Here is a 24,411-nt window from a genome sequence, read left to right as displayed (position 1 = left end):
AGCCTACCCGTGACACCCTCGACCAACGCCTCTGCCGGAGACCCGCTCCTCGCGGCCGTCCGGCGCGGGGTCACCGTCTACGACCTGGGGCGCCGGCTCTCCGTCGGGATGCCGCAGTCCCCTAACCATCCCGCGTACTGGCACTCCCTTCCCCGACGGCACGGGGACATGGTCAGGTCCGACGGCGGCTCGGCCGCGAACGACATGATCACCATGGGCACCCACGTGGGCACCCACATCGACGCGCTCGCCCATGTGTCGCACCTCGGCCGCCTGCACGGCGGGGCGGACGCCGTGGAAGCGGGCCAGGGCGGGCGATACGTGGAACTGGGCGCGCACACGATCGCGCCGATGGTGCGCCGTGGCGTGCTGCTCGACGTGCCCCGGGCCATCGGCGCCGGCGAGGGCTGCGGGGCCGGCTACGAGATCACCCCCGACGACCTGGCGGCCACCGAAGCGGCGCAGGGCACGCCGATCGACGCCGGAGACGTCGCCCTGGTGCGCAGCGGCTGGGGCCGCTTCTTCGACCACCCCGATCGCACGGTCTACATGGGGCTGGAGTCCGGCGTGCCCGGAGTGGGCGAGGCCGGCGCGACATGGCTCGCCGGCCGCCGAGTGCACGCCGCCGGCGCCGACACGATCGCCTTCGAGTGCCTGCGCCCCGGCGCGGCGCACAGCGTGCTGCCCGCGCACCGGGTGCTGCTGGTCGAGCACGGCGTCTACATCATCGAGGCGATGGCGCTCGACGAACTCGCCGCCGCCGGCGTGCACGAGTTCACCTTCGTGCTGGCGCCGCTCCCGCTCTTCGGCGCGACCGGCTCACCGGTCCGCCCGCTGGCGATGATCGGCCATGGCTGAGCCCGCGCTGGCCGAGCGCGTCGCCGCGTTCGCCGCGACCACCGCCAGGACCGGGCCCCCGGACGACGTACGGCACAGCGTCCGCCAGCGGGTGCTGGACGTGCTCGGCCTCTGCGTCGCCGCGCACCGGTTGCCCACCAGCGCCGCGGCGGTCGAGTTCGTGGCGGACCAGGGCGGCCGGTCCGAGGCGCACGCGGTGGGCCTGCCCGCCGCGGTGCCCGCGGCGCAGGCCGCCTTCGCCAACGGTGTCCTGGCCCACTCGCTCGACTACGACGACACGCACCTCCCGTCGGTGCTGCATCCGAGCGCGGGCGTGGTGCCGGCCGCGCTGGCCGCCGCGCAGGCGGCCGGCGCCACCGGCGGGCAGACGGTCGCCGCCATCGCGGTCGGGCTCGAACTGGCCGTCCGGCTGGGCATGGCCGGCTACGACCGGGAGCTGGGCAACTCGGTCTTCTTCGAGCACGGTCAGCACGCCACATCCATCTGCGGCGCGATGGGAGGCGCCGCCTCCGCGGCGCTGCTGTTCGGGCTCGGCGCCGACGGCGTCTCGCACGCCCTCGGCCTGACCGCCTCGTTCGCCTCCGGCATCATCGAGGCGAACCGGACAGGTGGCACCGTGAAACGGCTGCACTGTGGCTGGGCGGCGCACTCCGCGGTCACCGCGGCGCAACTCGTACGCCGCGGCTTCACCGGGCCGCCCACCGTCCTGGAGGGACGGTTCGGCTTCTTCCGCGCGTTCCTGCGCGACGATGCCGACCTCGGCCAGCTCACCGACGGCCTGGGCGAGCGCTGGTCGGTGCCGGAGATCTTCTTCAAGCCCTACCCGGCCAACCACTTCACCCACGCGGCGATCGACGCCGGGCTCCGGCTGCGGGAACGTGGCGTGCCGGTGGACCGGATCGCCCGGATCGAGCTGCGGGTGCCGACGGCGGTCATCCGCACCATCGGCCAGCCGATCGAGGTCAAGCGGGCGCCGGACACCGGCTACCAGGCGCAGTTCTCCGGACCGTACGCCGTCGTCGCCGGCCTGCTCGGTGGCTCCGGGCTCGGCGTCGGGCTGGCCGACTACACCGACGAGCTGGCCCGCGACCCGCGCCGCCGCGCGCTGATGGCCACGGTGGACGTCGTCGCCGACGCGCGTTGCGACGCCATCTTCCCGTACCAGTTCCCGGCGATCGTCACGGTCCGCGCCGACGACGGCCGCGAGTGGACGGAGGAGGTGCCGGTCAACCGGGGCGGTCCGCAGCACCCGCTCACGGACGACGAACTCGCGGTCAAGTTCCGGGAGAACGTCGCGGGCCGCCTCACCGCCGAACGCGCGCGGCAGGTCGAGGGCCTCGTCCTGCGCCTGGACGACCTCGGCTCCGTCGACGAGATACTCCTGCCGCTGGCCCGCCTGGAATCCACCTCACACACACTCCGGAGGAACGCATGACGTCCATCGACGTCCTCGTGACGAACGTCCGCGTCGTACGGCACGCGTGGACCGAGCCGCGGCAGGTTGACATCGCCGTCCGCGACGGCCGCATCGTCCGCGTCGCCGCCGGCATCGACCCGGCGCCGGCCCGCACCGTGGTCGACGGGGGCGGCAAGCTCGCCTTCGCCGGCGTGGTCGACGCGCACCAGCACTGGGGCATCTACAACCCCCTTGACGAGGACGCGGCCTCGGAAAGCCGGGCGGCCGCCCAGGGCGGGGTGACCTCGGCCATCACGTACATGCGCACCGGGCAGTACTACCTCAACCGGGGCGGTGCCTACGCCGACTTCTTCCCCGACGTGCTCGCCGCCACCGCGGATCGGGCTTATGTCGACTACGCCTTCCACCTCGCGCCGATGTCGAAGCAGCACATCACCGAGATCCCCGAGCTGGTCGAGAAGCACGGCGTCACCTCGTTCAAGGTCTTCATGTTCTACGGCAGCCACGGCCTGCACGGCCGGTCGGCCGACCAGAGCCGGTTCCTGATGATCCCAGAGGACGAACGGTACGACTACGCGCACTTCGAGTTCGTGATGCGCGGCGTGCAGGCGGCTCGGGAGCGCTTCCCCGACCTGGCCGGCGAGATATCCCTGTCGCTGCACTGCGAGACGGCCGAGATCATGAACGCGTACACCCGGATGGTGGAGCAGGACGGGTCGCTGTCGGGGCTCGCCGCCTACCATGCCTCCCGGCCGCCGCACTCCGAGGGGCTGGCGGTCAGCATCGCCTCCTACCTGGCCCACGAGACCGGCCTGCCGACGATCAACCTGCTGCACCTTTCCTCGCGCAAGGCCGTCGACGCCGCCGTCCGGATGTCCCAGGCCTTCCCGCACATCGACTTCCGCCGCGAGGTCACGATCGGCCACCTCCTCGCCGACATCGACACCGCCAACGGCCTCGGCGCCAAGGTGAACCCTCCGATCCGGCCTCGCGAGGACGTCGAGGCCCTGTGGGAGTACGTGCTGGACGGAAAGATCGACTGGGTCGTCAGCGACCACGCCTGCTGCCGCGACGAGGTGAAGTTCGGCGAACCCCGCGACGACGTCTTCGTGGCCAAGTCCGGTTTCGGCGGCGCCGAATACCTGCTGCCCGGCTTGATCTCCGAGGGTGCGCGCCGTGGCCTGCCGTACCACCGGATCGCGGAGCTGACCGCGTGGAACCCGGCCAGGCGGTTCGGGCTGCGCACCAAGGGCGACATCGCCGAGGGCTTCGACGCCGACTTCTGCCTCGTGGATCCGGACCACACCTGGACCGTCAGGGCCGCCGACTCCGAGTCGGCACAGGAGTACACGCCGTTCGAGGGCTTCGAGCTGAACGCCAAGGTCACCGACACGTTCCTGCGCGGTGAGCGGGTGCTGGAAGCGGGCGAGGTCGTCGGGGCGCCACGCGGGCGTTACCTGGCCAGGGGGGTGTCAGCTTCTCGGCCGTGAACGGGCGGCCGGGTCGGTCCTCACGGTGCGCTGAGGACGCGGGCGAGCGTGCGCAGGGTTTCCGGCTCCGTGCCCGGGGCCGGCGAGACGCGGAGCACGGGCTCGCGCAGGTCCAGCGGCGCTCTGGCGACGGGGGCGGCCCCCACGAGCAGTCCCGCCCCGGCGGCGCGGGCCCTTGCGGCCTCCACCGAGTCGCCCGCCGGAGGCCGGAGGGTGACGATGGCGGAGGGTTCGTCGAGCGGCTCGGCCACCTGCCAGCCGCCGGCGCCGTGGAGGAGGTGCCGGGCCGTGCGGCCCAGGTCCGCCATGTGCTCGTGCAGGTCCGCGGGGCCGAGGTCCTGGTACTCCCGTACGGCGACGCCGAGTCCCACCCGCGACGCGATCGCTCCTTCCGAGCTCTCGTAGCGGATCGCCCCCGGCAGCGGCTCCGGAACGTCGTCCGCCCATACGTGCCCGCCGAGCGCGGGGGCGGCGGCGTCCATCCCCGCCGCGAGCCCCGGGACGATGAGGAAGCCGGCCCCGCGCGGGCCGGCGAGCCACTTGCGGGACGTGCCCACGTAGGCGGTCGCGCCGGCCCCGCTCACGTCCGTGTGGCCGAAGGACTGGCAGGCGTCCAGCACCAGCGGGACCCCGGCGGCGCGGCACAACGCGCCGGCCTCCCGCGCGGGCTGGACGACGCCCCGGTGGGAGGCGATGTGGACCAGGGTGACCAGGTCCAGTCCCGCGGCCAGCGCGGATCCGAGGCCGTCGAGGTCGAGGCGGGAGTCGGCGTCCACGGGCAGCTCGACGAGCGTCCATGAGCGGCCGGCGGCCAGGCGGCGCAGCAGCATCAGCGTGCTGCCGTACTCCGTGCGGGCGAAGCCGACGCGGCTGCCCGGCGGGAGCCGCCAGCCGCCGAGCAGCGCCGCCATGGCCGCCGTGCCGCTCTCCACGAACGCCACATCCCCGGGAGACGCGCCGTCCCCGCCTCCCCGGCCGTCCGCGCCGATCAGGGAGCCGACGCTGGAGGTCTGGCCGTCCGCGGTGATCAGGGTGGTCAGGGACGCCTTGGCCTCCGTGAGGTCGGGCGCGGCGGCGTAGCCGCCGCGCCCGCGTTCGAGCCGCAGGTGCCCGACGACCGCGTCGAACACCTGGTCGCTGGGCACGTTGCAGCCGGCCGCGTCGAGGTGGCCGGGCGGCACGACGGATCGTGCCGCCCGCCACGTCTTGCCGATCACGTCTGGCCGATCATGCCTGGGCCAGCACCAGGCCGAAGTCGTCCGCGGGGTCGGTGAACCAGCGGATGACGGTGAAGCCGGCCGCGGTCAGCTCGGCGCGCAGCCCGTCGGGGCGGAACTTGGCGCTGATCTCCGTACGCGTCTCCTCCCCCTCGGCGAAGTCCACGTCGAGGTCGAGCGCCGCGACGTGCACCCGCATGGCCCGGGACGCCCGTAGCCGCATCTCGATCCAGTCGTGCTCCTCGTCGTAGCGGGCGACGTGGTCGAACGCGTCCGGCTCGAAGTCGGCGTCCAGCTCCCGGTTGATGACGTGCAGCACGTTGCGGTTGAAGGCGGCCGTCACGCCGGCCGCGTCGTCGTAGGCGGCGACCAGCCGCTTCCTGTCCTTCACCAGGTCGGCCCCGAGCAGGAACGTGTCCCCGGGACGGAGCGTGCCGCGCAGCTCCTTCATGAAGACCCGGCGGGCGTCGGGTTCGAGGTTGCCGATCGTGCCGCCGAGGAAGGCCACCATGCGCCGGCCGGTGCGGGGCAGCAGCCGCAGGTGGCGTTCGAAGTCGGCGCACACCGCGCGTACGGCGAGCCCGGGGTGGCGTTCGGCCAGCCGCTGCGCCGCCGCGGCGAGCGTGACCGCGTCGACGTCGACCGGCGTGTAGCCGCGCAACGTCCCGGCCTCGGTGAGGGCGTCGAGCAGCAGCACGGTCTTCTCGCTGGTGCCCGATCCCAGCTCGACCAGCGTGTCGGCGCCGCTGGCGGCGGCGAGCTCGGCGGCTCGTGCCCGCAGGATGGCCAGCTCGCGCCGGGTCGGGTAGTACTCGGGCAGCCTGGTGATCTGCGAGAACAGGTCACTGCCTGTCTCGTCGTAGAACCATTTGGGCGGCAGGGACTTCGGCATCGATGTCAGGCCGATCCTGACATCGTTTTCGAGGGAGGAGCGCAGGTAGTCGAGGTCGAGGTGGTTGATCAGACGCACGGTCGAATGGCTGACGGGCACGGTGCCTCCTCAAGGAAAGGGTCACATGGGCTGGACGCGCACGCCTTCCGACGAGGCGAGCAGCAGGCTGCGGTCCGGCACGGCCCGCCAGCCGGGCAGGTCGTCGAGCGGTTCGCTCGCCACGACCACGCCGTCCTGGTGACGGTGGACGAAGAGCGTGTCGCCCCAGGCGGTCGCGGCGATGGACGCGCCGTCGCAGGCGAGCAGGTTCAGGCGGGCGCCGGGGTCCTTCTCCCCGGCGTGGGCGACGACCTCCGCGAGGGCCTCCCCGAGGTCGGGCCCGGCGCGCAGCCGCTGGAAGACGGCGGCGGCGAGCCAGGCGGAGTCGCAGGCGCTCTCGGCGCCGTCCGCGAGCGCCCTGACCGCGTCCCGTTCGACGCGGCCGTTGTGGCTGAGCATCCACCGGCCGTCGGTGAACGGCGCGGTGGCGCTCTCCTCGACCGGCATGCCGACGGTGGCGCACCGTACCGCTCCCAGCAGGCAGCCCGAGCGGGCGACCTGGGCGAGCGCGGGCAAATTGGCGTCGGCCCACATCGGGATGGCGCGCCGGTAGCGGACGGGCTCGGCGCGGGCGGGGTCGTACCAGCCCATGCCGAAGCCGTCGGCGTTGACCGTGCCGTGCCGCTGCCGCCGGGGCGCGTACGACTGGGCGAGCAGGCCGTGCTCGGGCTCCTGGATCAGCGTGGCCAGGGCACGGGGTGCGCCGAGCCAGGCCGCGTGCCGGCACACTAGGGCCGCTCCGCGTCACGGGCGCAGCGGAAGCCGGTGAAGATCTGCCGGCGGATCGGGTAGTCCCAGTTCCTGAACGTGGTGCGGATCGCCGCCGGGTCGGCCGCCCACGAGCCGCCGCGCAGCACGCGGTACTCCTGGCCGAAGAAGACCTCGCTGTACTCCCGGTAGGGGAAGCTGCGGAACCCCGGGTAGCCGTCGAACCACGTGCCGGTCCACTCCCACACGTCGCCGATCATCTGCTCGGTCCCGTACGCGCCGGCGCCGGCCGGGTAGGCGCCGAGCGGGGCGGGCCGGGCGGCGCGGTGGCCGAGGTTGGCCAGGGCGGGGGTGGGCTCGTGGTCGCCCCACGGGTATTTCCGCGCCCGGCCCGCCTCGGGGTCCCAGCCGCAGGCCTTCTCCCACTCGGCCTCGGTGGGCAGCCGCTTGCCGGCCCAGCGGGCGTAGGCGTCGGCCTCGTACCAGGACACGTGCTGCACCGGCTCGTCCATGGGCACGGGCTCGGTGCGGCCGAAGCGGATGCGGTGCCAGGCGCCGCCGTCCCTGGTCCAGAACAGCGGGGCGAAGACGCCTTGCCGCTGCCGCCACTCCCAGCCTTCCCTGGTCCACCAGCGGGGGTCGTGGTAGCCGCCGTCCTCGATGAACGCGGTGTAGGCGCCGTTGCCGACGGGCAGCCGGTCGATCCAGTAGCCGGGCAGGTCGACGCGGTGGGCGGGGCGCTCGTTGTCGTAGGCCCACGGCTGGGTGTCGGTGCCCATGAGGAAGGGGCCGGCGGGCACGTACACCTCGTCCTGTCCGGTGGTGCGGGCCGGCGGCAGGTCCCCGTCGCGTACCACGCCGGGCTCCTTCGACAGTTGCAGCGTGGCCAGCATGGTCTCGTCGTGCTGGTGCTCGTGCTGGATGACCAGGCCGAAGACGAAGCCGTCGCGGCGCAGCGGCGCGGGGTCGTCGAAGTCGACGGCGTCCAGGACGTCGAGGACGCGGCCGCGCACGCCCTCGATGTAGCGGCGGGCCTCCGCCGGTCCGAGGATGGGCAGGCTGGGGCGGTCCTTGCGCGGGGTCTTGAAGGCGTCGTAGATGTCGTCGATCTCGGGCCTGAGCGGGGTGATGCCGCCGGCCTCGCGCAGCACCCACAGCTCCTCGTAGTTGCCGACGTGCGCCAGATCCCACACCAGGGGCGACATCAGCGGTGAGTGCTGGCGTACGAGCAGGTCGTCGTCGGCCTCCGTGTAGGCCAGGGACCGGCTGCGCACCGCGAGCAGATCGTTCGCGATGCGTTCCTTGAAGTCGCTCATCCTCGTCCCTCTTCGGTCAGCCAGGCCGGCAGGCGCCGCCCCGGTTCTCTCACCAGATCCATCAGGTCGGCCGCCGGGGAGCGGCCGGTCGTCACGTACCGGTCGGCGAAGGCCGCCACCTCGCCGATCAGGGCGGGGGTGGCGCCCAGGCGGGGCAGCGCCTCGATGGCGGCTCGGAAGCAGGCGTCCGCGGCGCGGGCGAGCCGGGGGTCGGACAGGCCGCGGCGCGCGGCCGCCGCCCACGTCGCGCGCTCCGGTCCGGCCCCCTGCCGCCACCGGGGTCCCAAGCAGGACTCGACGGCGGCGAGCGCGGCGTCGGCGGCGCGGTCGTCGCTGATCAGGGCGTGGGTGACGGCCACGCACACCGGCCAGTCCGCCGGACGCTGCGCGTCCAGGAAGCGGATCTCCAGCCAGCCCCTGGGCCGCACGGGCGGGAACACCGTGGTGGCGTGGTAGGCCAGGTCCTCGGCGGTGGGCGGGCGCTCGCGCGAGCCCAGCCAGTCGCGGAAGGTCGAGCCGTCGCGGACCGTGCGGCAGCGTTCCTCGCCCTCCCGAACGAGCATGACGCGGGCGTCGAGCAGGTAGCGGGCCCAATCGTCAGCCGGGTCGTCCGCCGGGTCGGCGGACGCGGGTACGGGCGCCGTCCTGGTGGGGTCGAGGTGCTCCCACACGGCCTGGCGGCCCGACATCCATCCGCACGGACGGCCCCGGCTGAGCGGCGAGTTGGCGAAGGCGGCGGTCAGCACCGGGCCGAGCAGGTGTGCCCGCTCCCACCGCGTGCGGGGTTGCTCCCCCAGGTCCAGGTTGACCTGGATGGACGCCGTGCAGCACATCATCAGCGCGCCGTACGGCCGGCCGAGGAACTCCGCCATCGCGTCGTAGCGTGGCTGCTGTAACTGCCGCACCGCCGGGCGCATCGGGTCGAGGCCCACGCCCGCCAGCACCATGCCGTCGCGCGCCAGGGCCTGGCGGGCGGCGGCCACGTCGGCGGTGAGGCCGGCGATCGCGCCGGTCAGCGAGCCGGCCGGGCCGGACAGCTCCAGCTGGCCCCCCGGTTCGAAGGTGACCCGGCTCCCGCCGGGCAGTGGCGGCAGCGCCCGCTCGACCCGGTCCATCGGGACGTGGCGGGTGGCCGACCTGCGGTCGAAGACGAGGAACTCCAGCTCCACGCCCACCCGGTCGTCACCGGTGGAGCGGAAGCACCGGCGCGCGTAGTCTCCGACCTCCGAGGCGTCTCTCAGCGGCGAGCCCTCGGCCGTGAGCCCGATCATCGTCTTGCCCTCGCGTGGCACATAGCTCTATAGAGCCGCCGGCCGCGCGAGCGTTACGGGGGAATTGTCAGGATTGTCGGCGCTGCTTGAAGGCGGACATCAGCCGCTCGCGCGTGCGGCCCGACAGCTTCTCCGGGGGCTGGTCGCCGACCGCCCGGATGGTGACGCGGAACTGGTGGACGTAGCGCCGGCAGTCGTCGCAGCAGGCCGCGTGGGCCTCGAATGCGGCGCGAGCGGGCGGGTCGAGGGCGTCGTCGAGGTAAGCGGTGATGGATTCAACCAGTTCGCCGCACGTGAACCGCTTCACGACGTTAACCGCCTTACCTTCTGCGTATTGAACCGTTTCACCTATTCTGGCTGCTTCACCGACTCGAAGTAACTCTCCAACAACTCGCGGACCGCCGTACGGGCTCGATGCAACAGCACCCGCTGGTTGACGGCGGAGATCTCCAGGATCTCGCACACCTCCTCGGAGGTGCATCCCTCCACGTCGCGCAGCGTGATCACGATGCGCTGCCGCGGCGGCAACGTCGCCAGCGCCTCGCCGATCAGGCCCCGCACCTCCGCGGCGAGCGCCTGCCCTTCGGGCGTCGGCCAGACCGCGGGTGCCTCCTTCCAGCTGCCCGGCAGGGCCGCGTCGATCCCGTTGAACCGGGCGGGATCGACGGCCGGGCCGGCGTCCCGCTCGAAGGCGCTCCACGGCAGTGTACGGCTCTCGCGCACGCTGCGCCTCTTCGCCGTGTTCACGAGGATGCGGTAGACCCAGGTCTTCACGGACGAGCGGCCCTCGAAACCGTCGATGGCGCCGATCACCGCCAGCCACGTGTCCTGCACGACCTCTTCCGCGGAGTCGTCGGTGGAGACGTAGGAGCGGGCCACCCGCAACATGCCCCGCGCCCAGGTGTCGAGCAGCGTCGCGAACATCTCCTCGTCGCCCGCCCGCAGAGCGGAGACGACGACGTCATCCGGGGGCAGCCCGCTGCCCGCGAGGGACCCCACGATCGCTTCCTCCCCGTAGCGTTGGGGACATCATCACATCCCGCCGTCCACCGCTTCCACCGGGGCCGCCTCCGCTCTCGGGCTCTGCGTCGGGCGCACACGGAAGTCATCGCGAACAGCCGCTACGACATACCCGTTTTCCACCTGTGATCACAGATCATGACGTTTCCTTTGCCTGAGCCGGCCGTGCGAGCGAGCGCGTCCGGCCGGACGCGCTCGCGGCACGCGGGTCAGGCCCGGTGCATGGGCGTCCAGACCGTCATCGGCCCGGCGCCGCGGTTGGCCCACGCGTAGTACGGGACGAACGTCAGATCGGCCGGGCCCGCGTGCTCCGGCTCCTGGGGGGCGGCGGCGGTGCGGTAGGGGAAACCGCCGTCGTCCTCCCGGTGCACGTGGGCCCGGCCGCGCGCGGTGACCGGCACCACGTCGGCGGGCAGCCCGGCGACCGCGCTCGCGTCGCGGAGGTCCGCCGCGGCCAGGCACAGGTCGTCGACGATCACCCCCGGGTGGTCGGCCTGCTCCAGGCAGTAGACCAGCGGCCCGCGCTCGACCGCGACCTGGCCGCGGGCGACGTCGAGCCGGGGCACGGCGGCCGTCAGCCGGGGCCGGATCCCGAGGTCGAGCACCACCCGGTCGCCCGGCCGCCACGCCCTGCGCACGCGGTGGTAGCCGCCCGGCTCGGCCGGCCGCCCGTCCATCCCGGCCGCGTCGGCCCAGGCGGGGATGCGGGCCGACAGGGTCCACGGCTGGTCGGGGGTCTCCCTGACCACGATCTCGACGCGGCCGGTCCACGGGTAGCCGGTCTCCACCTCGAGCAGCACGCCGCCGGCGCGCACGGTGCCGGGCGCGTACAGGTGGAGCTGGACGCCGTCGCCGTCGCCGGTGGCCAGGTAGTGGTCGAGGGAGGAGAACAGGCGCATCACGTTCGGCGGGCAGCAGGCGGTGCCGTACCATCCCTGCCGGCCCCGGGCGGGGGCGCGCAGGTCGTCGGGGTCGGCGCCCGCGCGCACGCGCAGCGCGTTGACGTAGAAGAAGTGCTCGCCGTCGAGCGAGACGCCGGGCAGCACGGCGTTGTAGAGGGTGCGCTCGATGAGGTCGGCGAACGCGGCGTCGCCGGTCGCCAGCAACATCCGCCACGACCACTGGATGCTGCCGATCGCCGCGCAGGTCTCGCAGTACGCGGTGTCGGGCGCCAGCTCGTGGTGGCCGCCGAACGCCTCGCCGTACCAGTTGGAGCCGAGACCGCCGGTCAGGTAGGTCTTGGTGGCCACCATGTCGCGCCACTGCCGGTGGAGGGCGGCGAGCAGGTCGAGGTCGGAGGTCTCGACGGCGACGTCGGTCGCCCCCGCGGCGAGGTACATCGCGCGCACCGCGTGCCCCTCGACCGTGGTGGCCTCGGCGACCGGCACGCGGTCCTGCCGGTAGCCGGGGCCGTGGTGGCCCTTCAGCTGGATGAGCGAGCGGCCCCTCGCGGCCACCTGGCGGGCGGCGAGATCGAGGTACGCGGGCACGCCGGTCTCGCGGTGCAGCTCGGCCAGGCCCATCTCGACCTCGGGATGCCCGTCGAGCGCGTCGGCGGGGAGGTCCTTGGCCAGGTGGTCGGCGAAGCGGGCGGCCACCCGGAGCAACGTCTCGTCGCCGGTGGCGCGCCGGCCCGCGACGGCGGCCTGCATGAGGTGGCCCGCGCAGTAGAGCTCATGGCTGGAGGCCAGGTCGGAATAGCGTCGCCGGCCGGTGAGCTGGGTGTGCGTGTGGAGGTAGCCGTCGGCGCACTGCGCGGCGGCGACCAGCTCCGACGCCTGCGCGTACGACCGGGCGAGGCCGTCGTCCTCGCGTCTGCCCCGCTCCCAGGCCAGCGCCTCCAGCCACTTGTAGACGTCGGAGTCGGCGAAGATCTTCCCCCCGTGTTCGGCGGGGTGCTCCCCTCCGCCACCGCGGGCGGCCTGCCGCAGGTTGTCGAAGGCGCCGGACTCGTGCACCCGCTCGCCGCCCAGCGGGATCGTCACCTCGCGGTTGACCCGCTGCCGCGCCCCCCAGAACCCGTCCCGCAGGCGGGCTCCCGTCACGGGCCGCAGGGTCACCGCCGCACCAGCACCTGGCCGCACCACCGGATCAACGCTCATGCCACCATCCTCTCCCAGCGATACATATCCAACAAGATACGAATATTTATGCACGCCTTGACGCGAGTCAACCGGCGAAGCAGGCTGAATGCGACATCTATGCACAGTTGAATATTTATGTGCGACGAAGGGATGGCCATGCCAGAGATCCCCGACACCGTGCTGCTCGAAGAGCGGGCCGAGCTGGCGATGAACGCGGTGGCCGGACTGCCCGACACCGACCCAGACACGGGCATGGACGGCATTCCGTACTTCAGCGCCGACCTGCTCGCCCGCCCCGCGGCGCTGCGGCACGGCGACTGGGACTACGGCTCCAGCCACGGCCGGCTGCTCGACGCGTGCCTGCTCGCCAGGCACATGACCGGCAAGGACACCTGGCGGGAGGTCGAGGACGGCTTCCGGCGCCGGCTGACGAGCTTCTTCGGCCCCGACGGGCTGAGCTACCGGCGGGCCCGCCCCGAGGCCGGCTGGGCCCCGAACGCCAACCTCATCGACCAGCGGGCCGTGCTCCTGTCGCTCACCACGTGGTACGTCTCCGACGGCGACCCCAGGGCCAAGGAACTGGCCGACCGGCACGTGGCCGCCCTCAAGCGGATCGCGATCAAGGAGCGGGACGTCTGGTTCTACCCCGCCTCCGAGTACACCCCCGACGGCTGGCCCTCCCCCAACGCCATCGCGCTGCACCTGGCCCCCGACCCGGCGTCGTTCAGCGGCCGGCTGATCATGCCGCTGCTCCGCTACCACCAGGCGACCGGCAACGAGGACGCGCTGGAGTTGTGCGGCTGGTTCGCCCGGCTGATCGTGCACAAGAGCGGCGTCTACCACGAGGACGGCAGCTTCAACGCCGCCCGCGCCTACCGCAGCGGCCACTTCCACACCCGCCTCGGCACCCTCGAAGGGCTGGCCCGCTACGCCCGCCACACCGGCGACCACGAGCTGACCGCGTTCGTACGCCGCTCCTACGACTGGGCGCTCACCCAGGCCACCAGGTTCGGCTGGACGCCCGGCGACCTCGAAGGCCAGCGCTACGAGCATGAGAGCTGCTCACTGGTCGACCTGATCGGCACCGGCGTCACGCTCGCCCGGTCAGGGCACACCGCCTACTGGGGCGTGGTGGAGCGGTTCCTGCGCAACCACCTCGTCGAGTCCCAGCTGCTCGACCTGAGCTGGGTCGAGTCGGCCCCCGACACCTCGGGCGACGAGCCCGGCTGGGTGACGCACGTGCGGGTGGGCGAGCGGGTGCGCGGCGCCTTCGCGGGGTACGGCGCGCCCAACGACTACGTCTGCGACATCGAGCTGGGCCGCGGGCACACCGCCGACGTGCAGGCCTGCTGCGTCGGCTCCGGCCTGCGCGGGCTGTTCTGGGGGTGGAACTCCATCGTCACCGGCGACGACCGTGACGTGCGGATCAACCTGCTGCTCACCCGGGCCACCGAGCGGGTCACCGTGCTCAGCCACCTCCCCCACGAGGGCCGCGTCGACCTTGACGTGCACCAGGACCTGCGCGAGCTGCGGATGCGGGTGCCCGAATGGGCCGGGTACGCCAAGGTGCGCGTGACCCGCGACGGCGACGGGTTCGGCGGGACCGAGACGGGGGCGTGGGCGCCCGACGGCTACCTGTCCGTCCGCGCGCCCAGGCGGGGCGAGCGGATCACCGTCACGTTCCCCGTACCCGAGTCGACGAGCACGGAGGTCGCCTCCGGCCGGGAGTTCCAGGTGCGCTGGCGCGGCGACGACGTGATCGGCATCAGCCCCGAGGGCACCGCCCGGCCGATGTACAGCGGGCGCAAGATCCACCCCACCGCGCCACGGCGCGACTACACGCTGGCCCGGCCGGCCACGGAATGGGCCTGGTGAGCACCCTGATGAGCACCGTGAACGGATGGACTCTCCCCGCGGTTCCCGCCGGCGCCGCGCTGCACCCGTACGACCTGCGCTGCGAGCACCTCGCCACCCCGCAGGGCATCGCCACCCGCGAGCCCAGGCTGAGCTGGCGGCTGGCATCCGACCGGCGCGGCGACGCGCAGGCCGCGTACCGGATCACGGTCCGCGCCGGCGGCGCTCCCGCCTGGGACAGCGGCTGGATCGACGGCGAGGACACCAGCGCCTGCTACGGAGGCGCGCCACTGGCGTCGTTCGCCCGCTACACCTGGCAGGTCCAGGTCCGCTCCGCGGATGGCGGGACGGCGGCGGCCGAGTCGTGGTTCGGCACCGGCGTGCTGCACCCGGACGAGTGGGCGGCCGCCTGGATCGGCCACGACCCGGAGACCCTGCCGCCGTTCGAACCGCCCGCCGACGACCGTGAGCCCCGCAGCGTACGCACCGGGTCGCTGCCCGCGCCCCGCTACTTCCGGCGCGTCGTCGACCTGTCGCCGGTGACCGCCGTACGCGTCGCGTGCACCGCCCGCGGCCTGTACGAGCTGCGCGTCAACGGCCACCGGGTGGGCGACGGCGAGCTGACCCCCGGCTGGACCGACTACCGCTACCGCGTCCCGTACCAGGTGTACGACGTCACCGACCTGATCGGCGACGGCCCCGCCTGCGTGGGGGCGGTGCTCGCGGACGGCTGGTGGTCGGGCAGCCTCGGCTGGGACGGCCGGCAGCAGGCCCAGCGCTACGGCAGACGTCCCGAACTGCTCGTCCAGCTCGTGGCCGACCACGCCGACGGCTCGCGCACGGTCGTCGGCACCGACGGGAGCTGGCGGGAGAGCACCGGGCCGCTGCGCTACGCCGACCTGCTGATGGGCGAGTGGTACGACGCCCGCCTGGAGCAGCCCGGCTGGGACCTGCCCGGCTTCGACGACTCGTCGTGGGCCCCCGCCCGCGTCGTCGACACCCGCCACGACGTCCTCGTGCCCGCCGCGGCCGAGCCCGTCCGCGTCACCGAGGACCTCGTGCCCGTCGAGACCCGGCGGGACGGTGACGGCCGCACCATCGTCGACCTGGGGCAGAACATCGCCGGCCGGGTGCGGCTGACGCTGCGCGGCGCCCCGGCCGGCACCCGCGTCACGCTGCGCCACGGCGAGACGCTCGACGACGGCGGCGGCCTCTACACCGCCAACCTGCGCTCGGCCGAGGCGACCGACCACTACGTGGCCGCGGGACGGCCGGAGGAGACGTTCGAGCCGCGCTTCACCGTCCACGGCTTCCGGTACGTGGAGGTCACCGGGCACGCCGACGTCGACCTGGTCGGCCGGGCCATGCACTCGGACACGCCGGTCGCCGGCGAGTTCTCCTGCTCCGACGACATGGTGCGGCGGCTCACGAGCAACATCCGGTGGAGCCAGCGGGGCAACTTCGTGTCCGTGCCGACCGACTGCCCGCAGCGGGACGAGCGGCTCGGCTGGACCGCCGACGCGCAGGTGTTCCTGCCCACCGCCTGCTACAACGCCGACGTGGCCGCGTTCTTCACCGGCTGGCTGGCCGACCTGCGCTGCGCGCAGACCGCCGAGGGCGCGGTGCCCGACGTGGTGCCGCACGTGATGACGGAGCGGCACGGCGCCCCCGGCTGGGGCGACGCCGCCACCGTCGTGCCGTGGCACCTCTACCGGGTCTACGGCGACGAGCGGATCCTGCGCGACAGCCTGCCCAGCATGCGCCGGTGGGTCGACCACGTCGAACGCCACAACCCCGGCCTGATCTGGCGCGACCGGGTGGGCAGCCACTACGGCGACTGGCTGCAGGCGGGCGTGCGGACCTCCCGCGACGTGATGGCCACCGCGTACTTCGCGCTGAGCGCCGGCCTCACCGCCCGGGCCGCCTCCGTGCTGGGTCACGCGGACGTCGCCGAACGGTACGCGGGGCTGCGGGCGCGGATCGGGGAGGCGTTCGCAGGCGAGTTCGTCTCCGCCGACGGGCGGGTCTCGGGCGACACGCAGACGGGATACCTGCTCGCGCTCGCGCACGGGCTCGTCCCCGACGAGCTGGTGCCCGCCGCCGTGGGACACCTGGTGGCCGACCTGGAGCGGCGGGGGCGGCGGCTGACCACCGGGTTCGCCGGCGTGGGGCTGCTGGGGCCCGTCCTGTCCGCGTACGGGCACCACGACCTCGCCTACGACCTGCTGCACGACGACCGCTACCCGTCCTGGGGCTACTCGATCAAGCGCGGGGCCACCACGATCTGGGAGCGGTGGGACGGCTGGACGGAGGAGAACGGCTTCGGGCCCGTCGCCATGAACTCCTTCAACCACTACGCGCTCGGCTCGGTGGGCGAGTGGCTGTACAGCGGGGTGGCGGGGATCGGGCAGGAGGAGGACTCGGTGGGATACCGGCGGCCGCTCGTCCGGCCGCTGCCCGGCGGCCGGCTGCGGTGGGCCGCGGCGGCGTACGACACGCCGCTGGGGCGGCTGAGCAGCCGGTGGGAGATCTCCGGCGGCGAGCTGACGCTGGAGGTGCGCGTCCCGCCGGGCGCGCTCGCCACCGTCCACGTGCCCACCACGGACCCGTCGTCGGTCCGCGAGTCCGGCGCGCCGCTTGCCGCCGCGGGCATCGACGTGATCGAGTCGACCGAAGCCGCTTCGGTGTGCCGGGTCGGCTCCGGCCGGTACACGTTCACCGCGTCGTGGGGACGGTGACGCACCGGCCGGTGACCACGTGGGCCGCCGCCGCGGAACGCCTCGGCGGCGGCCTGCGTGACCTGACCGTGCGCAACGTCGTGCGGACCACCGTGGGCGGGAGCGGCCTGCGCGTCCGGCTGACCAACGCCTTCGGGGACCGGCCCGTGACGTTCGGGCACGTCCACGTGGGCGTCCCGCTGGCCGGGGCGGCGCTGGAGCCGGGGTCGAACCGGATGCTGGCGTTCGGCGGGAGCCCCGAGGTGACGGTGGCACCGGGCGCGACGACCCTCAGCGACCCGCTCCCCGTACGGGTGCGCCCGCGCCGCCGCCTCGCCATCAGCCTGCACGTCCGCGGCGAGGCCGGCGTCCTGACCGGGCGCAACCGCGCCACCGCCCCCGCCTACCCGCCGCCCGGCACCGGCATGGAGCGGCCGCCGGAACCCGCCACCGCGCCGGCTTACCGGTCGATCCCCGGTGATCACGCCGCCGACGAGGGCTCGGAGGCGTTCACCGAGGAGGTGGCGGTCTGGCACTGGCTGGACGCGCTGACGGTCACCGCGCCCGCCCCCGTGTCGACCGTGGCGGTGCTGGGAGACTCGATCGCCACCGGTGTCGGCTCCGAGACCGGCCACGGCTGGGTGGACCTCCTCGCCGACCCGGCCGTACGCGGGTCTCCCCCGATGGCCGTGGTCAACGAGGGCGTCTCCGGCGGCCGCGTGCTGGCGGCGGGCACCGGACGCTCCGCCGAGGCCCGCCTGGCCGCCGAGGTGCTGACCAAGCCGGGCATCGGCACCGTGATCCTGCTGGCCGGGCTCAACGACCTCGGCGCGGGCGCGCGGGCCGAGGACCTCGTCGCCGCGTACGCCCGCATCGCAGCGACAGCCCGCGCCGCCGGGGTCCGCGTGGTCGGCGGCACGCTCACCCCGTTCGCGGGCGCGGAATACCACACCGAGCAGGGGGAACGGGCCCGGCAGCAGGTCAACGCGTACGTCCGGCGCGGGGGCGCGTTCGACGGCGTGGCCGACTTCGACGCCGCCCTCCGCGACCCCGCCGACCCTGCCCGCCTGCTCCCCTGCCACGACTGCGGCGACCACCTCCACCCGAGCGCGGCCGGCCACCGGGCGATGGCCGCCGCGGCTGAGGCGCCGCTGAAAAGAGTTCACGGCACATTCGGCCGTTGACGTCATGCGCTACGCGCCGCCCGCAGGTGCGGTCGTCAAGGTGCGCAGCTCTCGGGCAGCATCCAGAGCGCGAGCCTTCTCAGGCAGGGCTTCGAGGATCCGACCGAAGGTACGGCGGCGGATCGTGCTGATCGGCCATGCATGGGCAGTCGTCAGCGCGTGCGCAAGTAGGCGCTCTCCTGCGGCATCCCGGCCGCCGGGCCGCAACGCGGCTGCAACACGAACTGACCGCGCCACAGGAGATCAGACACTTTGCGGGAGCCTGTCTTCTGCAAAATCATGGTGTCGCTCCCCTCCGGCCTCAGTGGCACTGGCTAGGGTCCTGCTCGATCAACTGGCGATGCTTCGAAGCCCAGCACCGGGAATATCGTGCGACATCCATCCGTTCTTCCGCCTGCTGCCACCCCTTCTGACGCGCCCTGCCCCCGAAGATCCCAGGAGTGTTTTGCGCCCAGCCGACCGCGGGCGGAACGGATCCGTGATCGGCTACGCCGCCTGGACCACGGCATACAGCACGGCATCCGGCGGGTGGCGACGCTGGTACTGCTGTTCCCGCTGCTCCTGCTCCTCGGCCGCGCCATCCCGTACCTGCTCCAGGCTCCCCTCCTGCTCAGCTACGGCTGCCTGGTGCTCACCTCCACGATCGTGATCTTCTATCTCGCCTACACCAGGTACGCCGACCCGGCCGTGCATCCGCCACGCACACACCGCCGCGGCCGCGACACGGACCTGTTCGTCCCGCTGCCCGCTCAGCCCACCGTCAGTTTCCTGGTCGCGGTGCGCAACGAGGAGTCGGGCATCGAGGCGTGCGTGCGTTCCATGGTGGCGGGCGACATCGACGGTGTGCAGGTCATCGTGGTGGACGATGCTTCTGCCGACGGTACCCCGGACGTCCTGCGGGATCTCGCCCGCGAGCTGCCCATCGAGGTCCTCTTCCTGGAGGAGAACGTGGGCAAGAAACGGGCGCTCGTCCGCGGCATGGAACATGCCACGGGGAACGTGATCGCCTTCACCGACTCCGACTGCGTGCTGGCCGCAGACGCCCTGTCCCGCTGCGTCACCGCGCTCGTTCAGCATCCCGAACTGGGCGCGGTCAGCGGGCACGCGCGCGCACTCAACGCCGAGCAGAGCATGCTCTCGCGTGCGCAGGACGTGTGGTACGAGGGCCAATTCCGCGTGATCAAGGCGGCCGAGTCGGTCTTCGGGGCGGTCGTCTGCGTCTCCGGGCCACTCGCGGTCTTCCGCCGGGACGCCATCTACAACTACCTCCCCGCCTGGGCCGGGGACCGTTTTCTCGGCGCGGAGTTCCGTTTCGCCACTGACAGGCAGCTCACCGGATATGTCCTCGGCCAGCGATACCGTGGGCGCGAGTTGAAGCGGCGACACGCCGATTCGCCGTTCGTGCAGGACGTCGACTACCCCGAGCTCGCCTGGCGCACGTCGTACGTACGCTCGGCCCGCGTTTGGACCACGGTGCCCGCACGGTTCCGGCCGTTCCTGCGCCAGCAGATCCGATGGAAGAAAAGCTTCATCCGCAACCTCTTCTTCACTGGCACGTTCATCTGGAGGCGCGGGGCTGGGGCCGCCGCGCTGTATTACGGGCACGTGCTGTGGGTGCTCGCCGCACCGGTGCTCGTGCTCCGCCACCTGCTGTGGGCGCCGCTCAACGGCTTGTGGCTGATGACCTTGCTGTATCTGTCCGGAGTGGTGATCAAAGGATTTTTCTGGGGCATGGCGTTCAAGTTCGGTGAGGACGGCTCATCGCGCTGGCGTTATCGGCTGGTGATGAGCCTACTGTCCTCGGTGCTGCTGTCGTGGCTGCTGCCGTATGCCGCCGTGACGATCCGGCGCAAGATCTGGTTCCGGGGCGCTTCGTGAAGCGGCTGCTCAGCTCTGTCGCCGGGGTGCTGCTCGCCATGGCGATCGGCGCACTGTACGTGTTCGTGCTCAGCCGAGGAGGGTGGCTGCCGTGGCAGATCCTGTGACCGGACGCAGCGCCGCCGTGCGGGTGGTCAGGGCGAGCCTCACGCTCTTGGCGCTGGCGGCATTGGCCGCGCCTTTCGTGTTGTCCTGGCGGCTGCACGAGCATCTGAGGTCGGTCGCCAAACAGGAGACCACCAGCCCTGGCCCGCTCCCGGCCAACGTGGTGGCCGGCTGGCGCGGCCTGGCCGCCGGCCTGCCCGACCGCGCCGCACCGGTTGTCCTCACCTACCACGACATCCGCCCCGGCGGCGGCGGCCCGTACACGGTGACGCCGCAGCAGTTCGAGTCGCACATGAGTGCCTTGCGCGCGGCGGGATACGAAACGCTGTCGGCCGCGGAGGTGGCCGCATACGCGCAGGGCGGATCGGTGCCGCGACGTTCGGTGGTGATCACGTTCGACGACGGGGCGCGCGGTCTGTGGATCTACGGCGATGCGATTCTGGCCCGTCATGGCATGCGGGCCTCGGCGTTCCTCATCACCGGCCTGGTAGGCCGCAGGCCGTACTACCTGTCCTGGGAGGAGATCTCCCGGATGGCGGCATCGGGACGATGGGACTTCCAGAGTCACACCCACGACCTGCACGCCCGGGTCGCGATTGGGCCCGACGGGCGGACCGGGTCGCTGCTGACCAACCGGGTCTACTACGCCGCGGCGGGTGAGTGGGAGAGTCTCGCCCGCTACCAAGCGCGCATCCGAGCCGATTTCGCGGCAGCGTTCCGCGCGTTCGAACAGCATGGGCTGCCGCGGCCGGTCTTGTTCTCCTACCCCTTCTCCGACTCCGGCGAGGGGCGGCCCTCGGAGCACCCATCGACCGGCACGACGCAGTTCTCGGTCCGCTCCGGGGCGGGTCCCACCGTAGCCAAGATCTCCACCGAAACTCTCACGCCTGCGGCGGAACGGCACGCGTCCGCCTTCACCCACCACGTGATCAAAGACTCCTTCGCGCTGGCGATGAGCAACCACGCATCGCGTCCGATGCCGCCCAGCCGCAGATCCTCGGCGGCGCAGGAGTACGAACGGTTGGAGGTCCGGGCGGACACGACGGCCGACGTCCTGATGCGCGAGGTGATGCGGCGCACCGAGATCCCTCCCCTCGGGATGCCGCTGGAAGACCACGAGCGGTGGACGTCCGTCAGCGGGAAGCCCGTCGGGCAGGGTGACTTCCCGTTGACCGGCAGGCGCCCGCCGCCGGGCCGCGACACCTACAGATACGCCGCCTACGCCCCCTACGGCTCGGCGGACTGGGACCACTACGCCGTGGAAGTGCGGGTGTCCCGGCTTGCCGCGAACACGAACACCGCCAGCCTGTACGCCCGCATCGGCGGGCGGGCGCCGGTGGCGATCCGGCTGTCTACTCACACGGCCCAGCTCATCCGCGGCCGGAGCGGCGGGCGCGTCCTCGCCGAGCACCCGCTTACACCCGGTGCCACGCACCATGTGATGCTCACAGTGCAACGAAGCAGGATCGTCGCGCTGGTCGATGGAGCGATCCGGCTCAGCACGCCCACTCGCCACGGCGCCGACAACACCGGCGGCATCGCACTGTCGATCGTTCGCGACCGCACCGGCCAGCGCTGGCCGGTTTTCACCGGCTTGCGCGTGACTCCGAGCGGAAACCTGCCAACATCCGCTGAAGCCGGACGCTCGGCCCGAGCCGAAGAGCCCGGGAATCCAGGACGATGAGTCCTGGAAAACCGGTTGAGGGGTCCACGAAAGCAAGACCCCGTCATCGCCCGATACACCCGGTAGCTCCCATCAGGCGGCGGGCATGACGCCGAGGGCGGTCAGGAGCATCGGCACGGCCAGCAGGAGCAGCCCCAGCGCAACGGGCCCGCCCACGACGCCGAGGGCGATGACGCCCTTGCGGATCTCGAAGCGCCGCGAGTAGGAGATCGCCAGGGCGCCGAATCCGATCGCCATCAGCGTGAAGAACAGCACGTAACCGACTCCGGCCAGGGTGATCTGATCGGCCGAGCCCATCAGGCCCAGCGCCATGCCGAACGCCTGAACGACGGCGCCGAGAGCGTAGATGGACAGCAGGGCGAACGCGCTCCACAACACCACGCCCAGAACCGCCGGGGGAAGGATCGTGGGACGGTTGGCGATCGACGACAGCGCCGCACCCGCGCCCACCAGCTTCAGCACGACGACGAGCCAGTTCATCACGAGAAGGCCTGATGCGTACGCGGCGTAGGGGCCGCCGTCGAAACGGCCGGTCAGCTCGAAGATGACGTTGACGACGGCGAATCCGACGCAGCACAAGGCCACCAGCAGGGCGGTCACGACGATACGAGTGCCAGGTCGCACGGGAGCCGCGGCACGATGACGAGAGAACACGGGGGAACCCATGCGACCAGTCGACATGCGTCCTGCACATCGCGTCCTCCCCTGTGAGGGTGAATTGCCGGCCAGGTCTCCCCCTGCGGTGGGAGGGTTGCGTCCACGGGAGTGGTGTACGAGTTCGGCCTGGTCACAGGCGCGAAGCAGATCGAGACCGACGACCCCGACATGTTGCGATCCATGGTGAAGACCATGGCCGAAGCGATCCCAGGTCCGGGCCGGCGGCGTGGGAGGTCTCGCTTCCCGTCATGGCTGGTGTCCGCGGACGAACACGGCCACACCCTCGGCGATCCATGCCGCGCGCTCGGTGACTGACACGGGCGAGGCCGGCGGGCCCGGGAGGGCCGAGACGAGTCGGGAAAAGTGCACCGCGGCGCGCTCGGCATCGGCGATGCGCAGCAGTCCGGCCTCAGCCCACCCGGCGAAGATCCGGGACAGTTCGGCGCGGACCCGTCCGGCACCGGCCTGCCACCACTCGGCGATGACGTCGGTGCCCAGGTGCCCGGCCTCGGCGCGGACCTGGCCGATCAGGGCCCGGTGCGCGGTGGCGTGCGGGATGCCGGCCAGCCAGTCGCCGGCGTCGTCGAGCCAGTCCAGGGCGAATGCCCGTAGTGCCGACTCGACCTCCTCTGCGGTCTCCACAGGTGAGAGGTGACGGTCGATGAGTGCGATCTCAGCTTCAGCGACCCGGCCTGCCGAATCCACGATCACAGCGGCGAAGACTGCGGGCTTGTCGGCGAAGTGCTTGTAGATCGTGCGCGTCGAGACCCCCGACGCGGTCGCGATCGCATCGATGCTCGCCCGCGCGAAACCGTCGCGAGCGAAGACCTCAAGGCCTCCGGCCATGATCGCCTCGTGCTTCGCCGGCCGCAGCCTGCTCACTGGCTCGCCGGGCGCATCTGCCTCTGGACTCACGATGACTCCTCGTTCTTTCCGGCCGTTGCACTAATGTAAAGTCGTCGTTCTACTTTACCATCTGATCGAGGAGAACTTATGCCCCGCATCGCCGTCATCATCGGCAGCACCCGCACCCACCGCCGCGGCAAGGCCGTGGCCGACTGGACCCTGACCACCGCCCGCAAGGCCGCCCCCGAGGGGGTCGAGCTGGAGCTGGTCGACCTGGCCGACTTCGACCTCCCCGTCCTCGACGAGCCCGCCTCGGGCGCCTGGGGCGTCTACGCCCACGACCACACCAAGCGCTGGTCCGAGACTGTCGCCTCCTTCGACGGGTATCTGATCGTCACCCCTGAGTACAACCACGGGGTTCCCGGTCCGTTGAAGAACGCACTGGACTACCTGTACTACGAGTGGAACCACAAGGCGATCGGGTTCGTCAGCTACGGGACCGTCGGCGGCGTGCGCGCCGTGGAGCAGCTGCGCCAGATCGCCGCCGACTTCAAGCTCGCCGACGTCGCCGCCCAGGTCACGCTCAACACCTTCACCGACTTCGACTACACCGGCATCGACATCACCGAACCCACCGTCACCGGCGTCTTCGCCCCGGCAGAGCGCCACGCCGGTGACCTGGCGAAGCTGGTGGAGGAGGTCACCGTGTGGAGCCGGGCCCTGGCTCAGGTGCGCGACGCGACGACCGAGGCCTGACCACACGTCCCAGCGGCGCGGCCGACTCTCATGCACACCACACCCGAAGACGCCGGCGACGAGGAGGGTGGGCGGGAGGCCGACTCGTCGGTGTTCCCGCCGGCCACGCGCTACACGGGCACGTCGTACAGCTTCCAGTTCTCCGGCATCATCGGGCGGCATCGCCCTCTTCGTCACGACCGCGCTGCTCAACGGGATGGACTCGTGGCTGCCCGTCGCGTTGTACGGAGGGCTCGCGGCGGTCATCAGCATCGTGTGCGTGATCGCCGTCCGCACCCACGACCAGCTGACCTCCGATGCCAGGACGACCGCCACGCTGCCGGGCCGGCAGTGATGCGCGGGACGAGCCGCCGGAATG

Annotated in this window: 20 protein-coding genes; 10 read left to right on the top strand and 10 right to left on the bottom strand. The window is 72.4% G+C overall.

Going from position 1 to position 24,411, the window contains the following annotated elements; genetic code table 11:
* Window positions 1-9: 9 nt before the first annotated feature.
* Genes ABGB14_RS03530 through ABGB14_RS03520 form a run of 3 tightly spaced genes read left to right on the top strand, consistent with a single transcriptional unit; the run spans window position 10 to window position 3,765 of the window.
* Window positions 10-858 carry a cyclase family protein gene (locus tag ABGB14_RS03530; RefSeq protein ID WP_347642047.1) on the top strand — a complete coding sequence of 283 codons (849 nt, stop codon included), beginning with the start codon at window positions 10-12 and terminating at the stop codon, window positions 856-858.
* On the top strand, window positions 851-2,293 hold the full coding sequence (locus ABGB14_RS03525; protein WP_347642046.1) for an MmgE/PrpD family protein: 1,443 nt from the start codon (window positions 851-853) through the stop codon (window positions 2,291-2,293). The genes ABGB14_RS03530 and ABGB14_RS03525 overlap by 8 nt, the downstream gene beginning before the upstream one ends.
* The gene (locus ABGB14_RS03520) at window positions 2,290-3,765 is read left to right on the top strand and encodes a dihydroorotase family protein (RefSeq protein WP_347642045.1); all 1,476 of its coding nucleotides are present in this window, start codon (window positions 2,290-2,292) and stop codon (window positions 3,763-3,765) included. Before ABGB14_RS03525 ends, ABGB14_RS03520 begins: the two co-directional genes overlap by 4 nt.
* 20 nt (window positions 3,766-3,785) lie before the next feature.
* On the opposite strand, the gene ABGB14_RS03515 is transcribed toward ABGB14_RS03520, so the two are convergent.
* The 8 genes from ABGB14_RS03515 to ABGB14_RS03480 form a co-directional block, all read right to left on the bottom strand.
* A complete protein-coding gene (locus ABGB14_RS03515) occupies window positions 3,786-4,982 on the bottom strand; it encodes an aminotransferase class V-fold PLP-dependent enzyme (protein ID WP_347642044.1) in 1,197 nt (398 codons plus the stop codon).
* A 10-nt stretch (window positions 4,983-4,992) separates the two neighbouring features.
* Window positions 4,993-5,946, bottom strand: coding sequence for an L-histidine N(alpha)-methyltransferase (egtD, locus tag ABGB14_RS03510; protein ID WP_347643119.1), 954 nt, complete (start codon window positions 5,944-5,946; stop codon window positions 4,993-4,995).
* Between the two features lie 48 nt (window positions 5,947-5,994).
* Window positions 5,995-6,702, bottom strand: coding sequence for an ergothioneine biosynthesis protein EgtC (gene egtC / locus ABGB14_RS03505; protein ID WP_347642043.1), 708 nt, complete (start codon window positions 6,700-6,702; stop codon window positions 5,995-5,997).
* A complete protein-coding gene (egtB, locus tag ABGB14_RS03500) occupies window positions 6,702-7,997 on the bottom strand; it encodes an ergothioneine biosynthesis protein EgtB (protein WP_347642042.1) in 1,296 nt (431 codons plus the stop codon). The genes egtC and egtB overlap by 1 nt, the downstream gene beginning before the upstream one ends.
* Window positions 7,994-9,268, bottom strand: a complete 1,275-nt coding sequence (gene egtA / locus ABGB14_RS03495; protein WP_347642041.1) for an ergothioneine biosynthesis glutamate--cysteine ligase EgtA — start codon at window positions 9,266-9,268, stop codon at window positions 7,994-7,996. Before egtA ends, egtB begins: the two co-directional genes overlap by 4 nt.
* A gap of 67 nt (window positions 9,269-9,335) precedes the next feature.
* Window positions 9,336-9,575, bottom strand: a complete 240-nt coding sequence (locus tag ABGB14_RS03490; protein WP_347642040.1) for a zf-HC2 domain-containing protein — start codon at window positions 9,573-9,575, stop codon at window positions 9,336-9,338.
* Window positions 9,576-9,616: 41 nt separating this feature from the next.
* Window positions 9,617-10,267, bottom strand: coding sequence for a sigma-70 family RNA polymerase sigma factor (locus ABGB14_RS03485; RefSeq protein WP_347642039.1), 651 nt, complete (start codon window positions 10,265-10,267; stop codon window positions 9,617-9,619).
* Between the two features lie 230 nt (window positions 10,268-10,497).
* Window positions 10,498-12,390 carry a beta-L-arabinofuranosidase domain-containing protein gene (locus tag ABGB14_RS03480; RefSeq protein WP_347642038.1) on the bottom strand — a complete coding sequence of 631 codons (1,893 nt, stop codon included), beginning with the start codon at window positions 12,388-12,390 and terminating at the stop codon, window positions 10,498-10,500.
* A 138-nt stretch (window positions 12,391-12,528) separates the two neighbouring features.
* Between ABGB14_RS03480 and ABGB14_RS03475 the strand changes: the two genes are divergently transcribed.
* From ABGB14_RS03475 to ABGB14_RS03455, 5 genes are all read left to right on the top strand, one after another.
* Window positions 12,529-14,247: a hypothetical protein gene (locus ABGB14_RS03475; RefSeq protein WP_347642037.1), complete on the top strand. Its 1,719-nt coding sequence runs from the start codon at window positions 12,529-12,531 to the stop codon at window positions 14,245-14,247.
* Window positions 14,248-14,255: 8 nt separating this feature from the next.
* Window positions 14,256-16,964, top strand: a complete 2,709-nt coding sequence (locus ABGB14_RS03470) for a family 78 glycoside hydrolase catalytic domain (RefSeq protein WP_347642036.1) — start codon at window positions 14,256-14,258, stop codon at window positions 16,962-16,964.
* Window positions 16,965-16,975: 11 nt separating this feature from the next.
* Window positions 16,976-18,127 (top strand): GDSL-type esterase/lipase family protein, encoded by a 1,152-nt coding sequence (locus ABGB14_RS03465; protein WP_347642035.1) that lies wholly within the window; start codon window positions 16,976-16,978, stop codon window positions 18,125-18,127.
* A gap of 528 nt (window positions 18,128-18,655) precedes the next feature.
* The gene (locus ABGB14_RS03460; RefSeq protein ID WP_347642034.1) at window positions 18,656-20,005 is read left to right on the top strand and encodes a glycosyltransferase; all 1,350 of its coding nucleotides are present in this window, start codon (window positions 18,656-18,658) and stop codon (window positions 20,003-20,005) included.
* Between the two features lie 91 nt (window positions 20,006-20,096).
* Complete coding sequence (locus ABGB14_RS03455; RefSeq protein WP_347642033.1) at window positions 20,097-21,794, top strand: polysaccharide deacetylase family protein; 1,698 nt, start codon at window positions 20,097-20,099, stop codon at window positions 21,792-21,794.
* Window positions 21,795-21,866: 72 nt separating this feature from the next.
* Here the strand turns inward: ABGB14_RS03455 and ABGB14_RS03450 are convergent, their stop codons facing one another.
* Both ABGB14_RS03450 and ABGB14_RS03445 read right to left on the bottom strand, forming a co-directional pair.
* The gene (locus tag ABGB14_RS03450; RefSeq protein WP_347642032.1) at window positions 21,867-22,394 is read right to left on the bottom strand and encodes a hypothetical protein; all 528 of its coding nucleotides are present in this window, start codon (window positions 22,392-22,394) and stop codon (window positions 21,867-21,869) included.
* Between the two features lie 303 nt (window positions 22,395-22,697).
* A complete protein-coding gene (locus ABGB14_RS03445) occupies window positions 22,698-23,333 on the bottom strand; it encodes a TetR/AcrR family transcriptional regulator (protein WP_347642031.1) in 636 nt (211 codons plus the stop codon).
* A 111-nt stretch (window positions 23,334-23,444) separates the two neighbouring features.
* Here ABGB14_RS03445 and ABGB14_RS03440 point away from each other — a divergent pair, with 111 nt between their 5' ends.
* A complete protein-coding gene (locus tag ABGB14_RS03440; RefSeq protein ID WP_347642030.1) occupies window positions 23,445-24,053 on the top strand; it encodes an NAD(P)H-dependent oxidoreductase in 609 nt (202 codons plus the stop codon).
* A 196-nt stretch (window positions 24,054-24,249) separates the two neighbouring features.
* Complete coding sequence (locus ABGB14_RS03435) at window positions 24,250-24,387, top strand: hypothetical protein (protein ID WP_347642029.1); 138 nt, start codon at window positions 24,250-24,252, stop codon at window positions 24,385-24,387.
* Window positions 24,388-24,411 lie beyond the last annotated feature (24 nt).

It is taken from the genome of Nonomuraea sp. B10E15 (genome assembly GCF_039871615.1).
GTDB lineage: Bacteria > Actinomycetota > Actinomycetes > Streptosporangiales > Streptosporangiaceae > Nonomuraea.
The sequence above is the reverse complement of the archived record's forward strand: the minus strand, read 5'-3'. Positions and strand labels throughout refer to the sequence as shown.

What these genes read in the sequence shown, in the direction of transcription:
- ABGB14_RS03480 (WP_347642038.1), bottom strand. Translation starts at nt 12,390, where the DNA reads ATGAGCGTTGATCCGGTGGTGCGGCCAGGTGCTGGTGCGGCGGTGACC.
- egtB (WP_347642042.1), bottom strand. Translation starts at nt 7,997, where the DNA reads ATGAGCGACTTCAAGGAACGCATCGCGAACGATCTGCTCGCGGTGCGC.
- ABGB14_RS03475 (WP_347642037.1), top strand. Translation starts at nt 12,529, where the DNA reads ATGCCAGAGATCCCCGACACCGTGCTGCTCGAAGAGCGGGCCGAGCTG.
- ABGB14_RS03470 (WP_347642036.1), top strand. Translation starts at nt 14,256, where the DNA reads ATGAGCACCGTGAACGGATGGACTCTCCCCGCGGTTCCCGCCGGCGCC.
- ABGB14_RS03525 (WP_347642046.1), top strand. Translation starts at nt 851, where the DNA reads ATGGCTGAGCCCGCGCTGGCCGAGCGCGTCGCCGCGTTCGCCGCGACC.
- ABGB14_RS03440 (WP_347642030.1), top strand. Translation starts at nt 23,445, where the DNA reads ATGCCCCGCATCGCCGTCATCATCGGCAGCACCCGCACCCACCGCCGC.
- ABGB14_RS03435 (WP_347642029.1), top strand. Translation starts at nt 24,250, where the DNA reads ATGGACTCGTGGCTGCCCGTCGCGTTGTACGGAGGGCTCGCGGCGGTC.
- ABGB14_RS03520 (WP_347642045.1), top strand. Translation starts at nt 2,290, where the DNA reads ATGACGTCCATCGACGTCCTCGTGACGAACGTCCGCGTCGTACGGCAC.
- egtA (WP_347642041.1), bottom strand. Translation starts at nt 9,268, where the DNA reads ATGATCGGGCTCACGGCCGAGGGCTCGCCGCTGAGAGACGCCTCGGAG.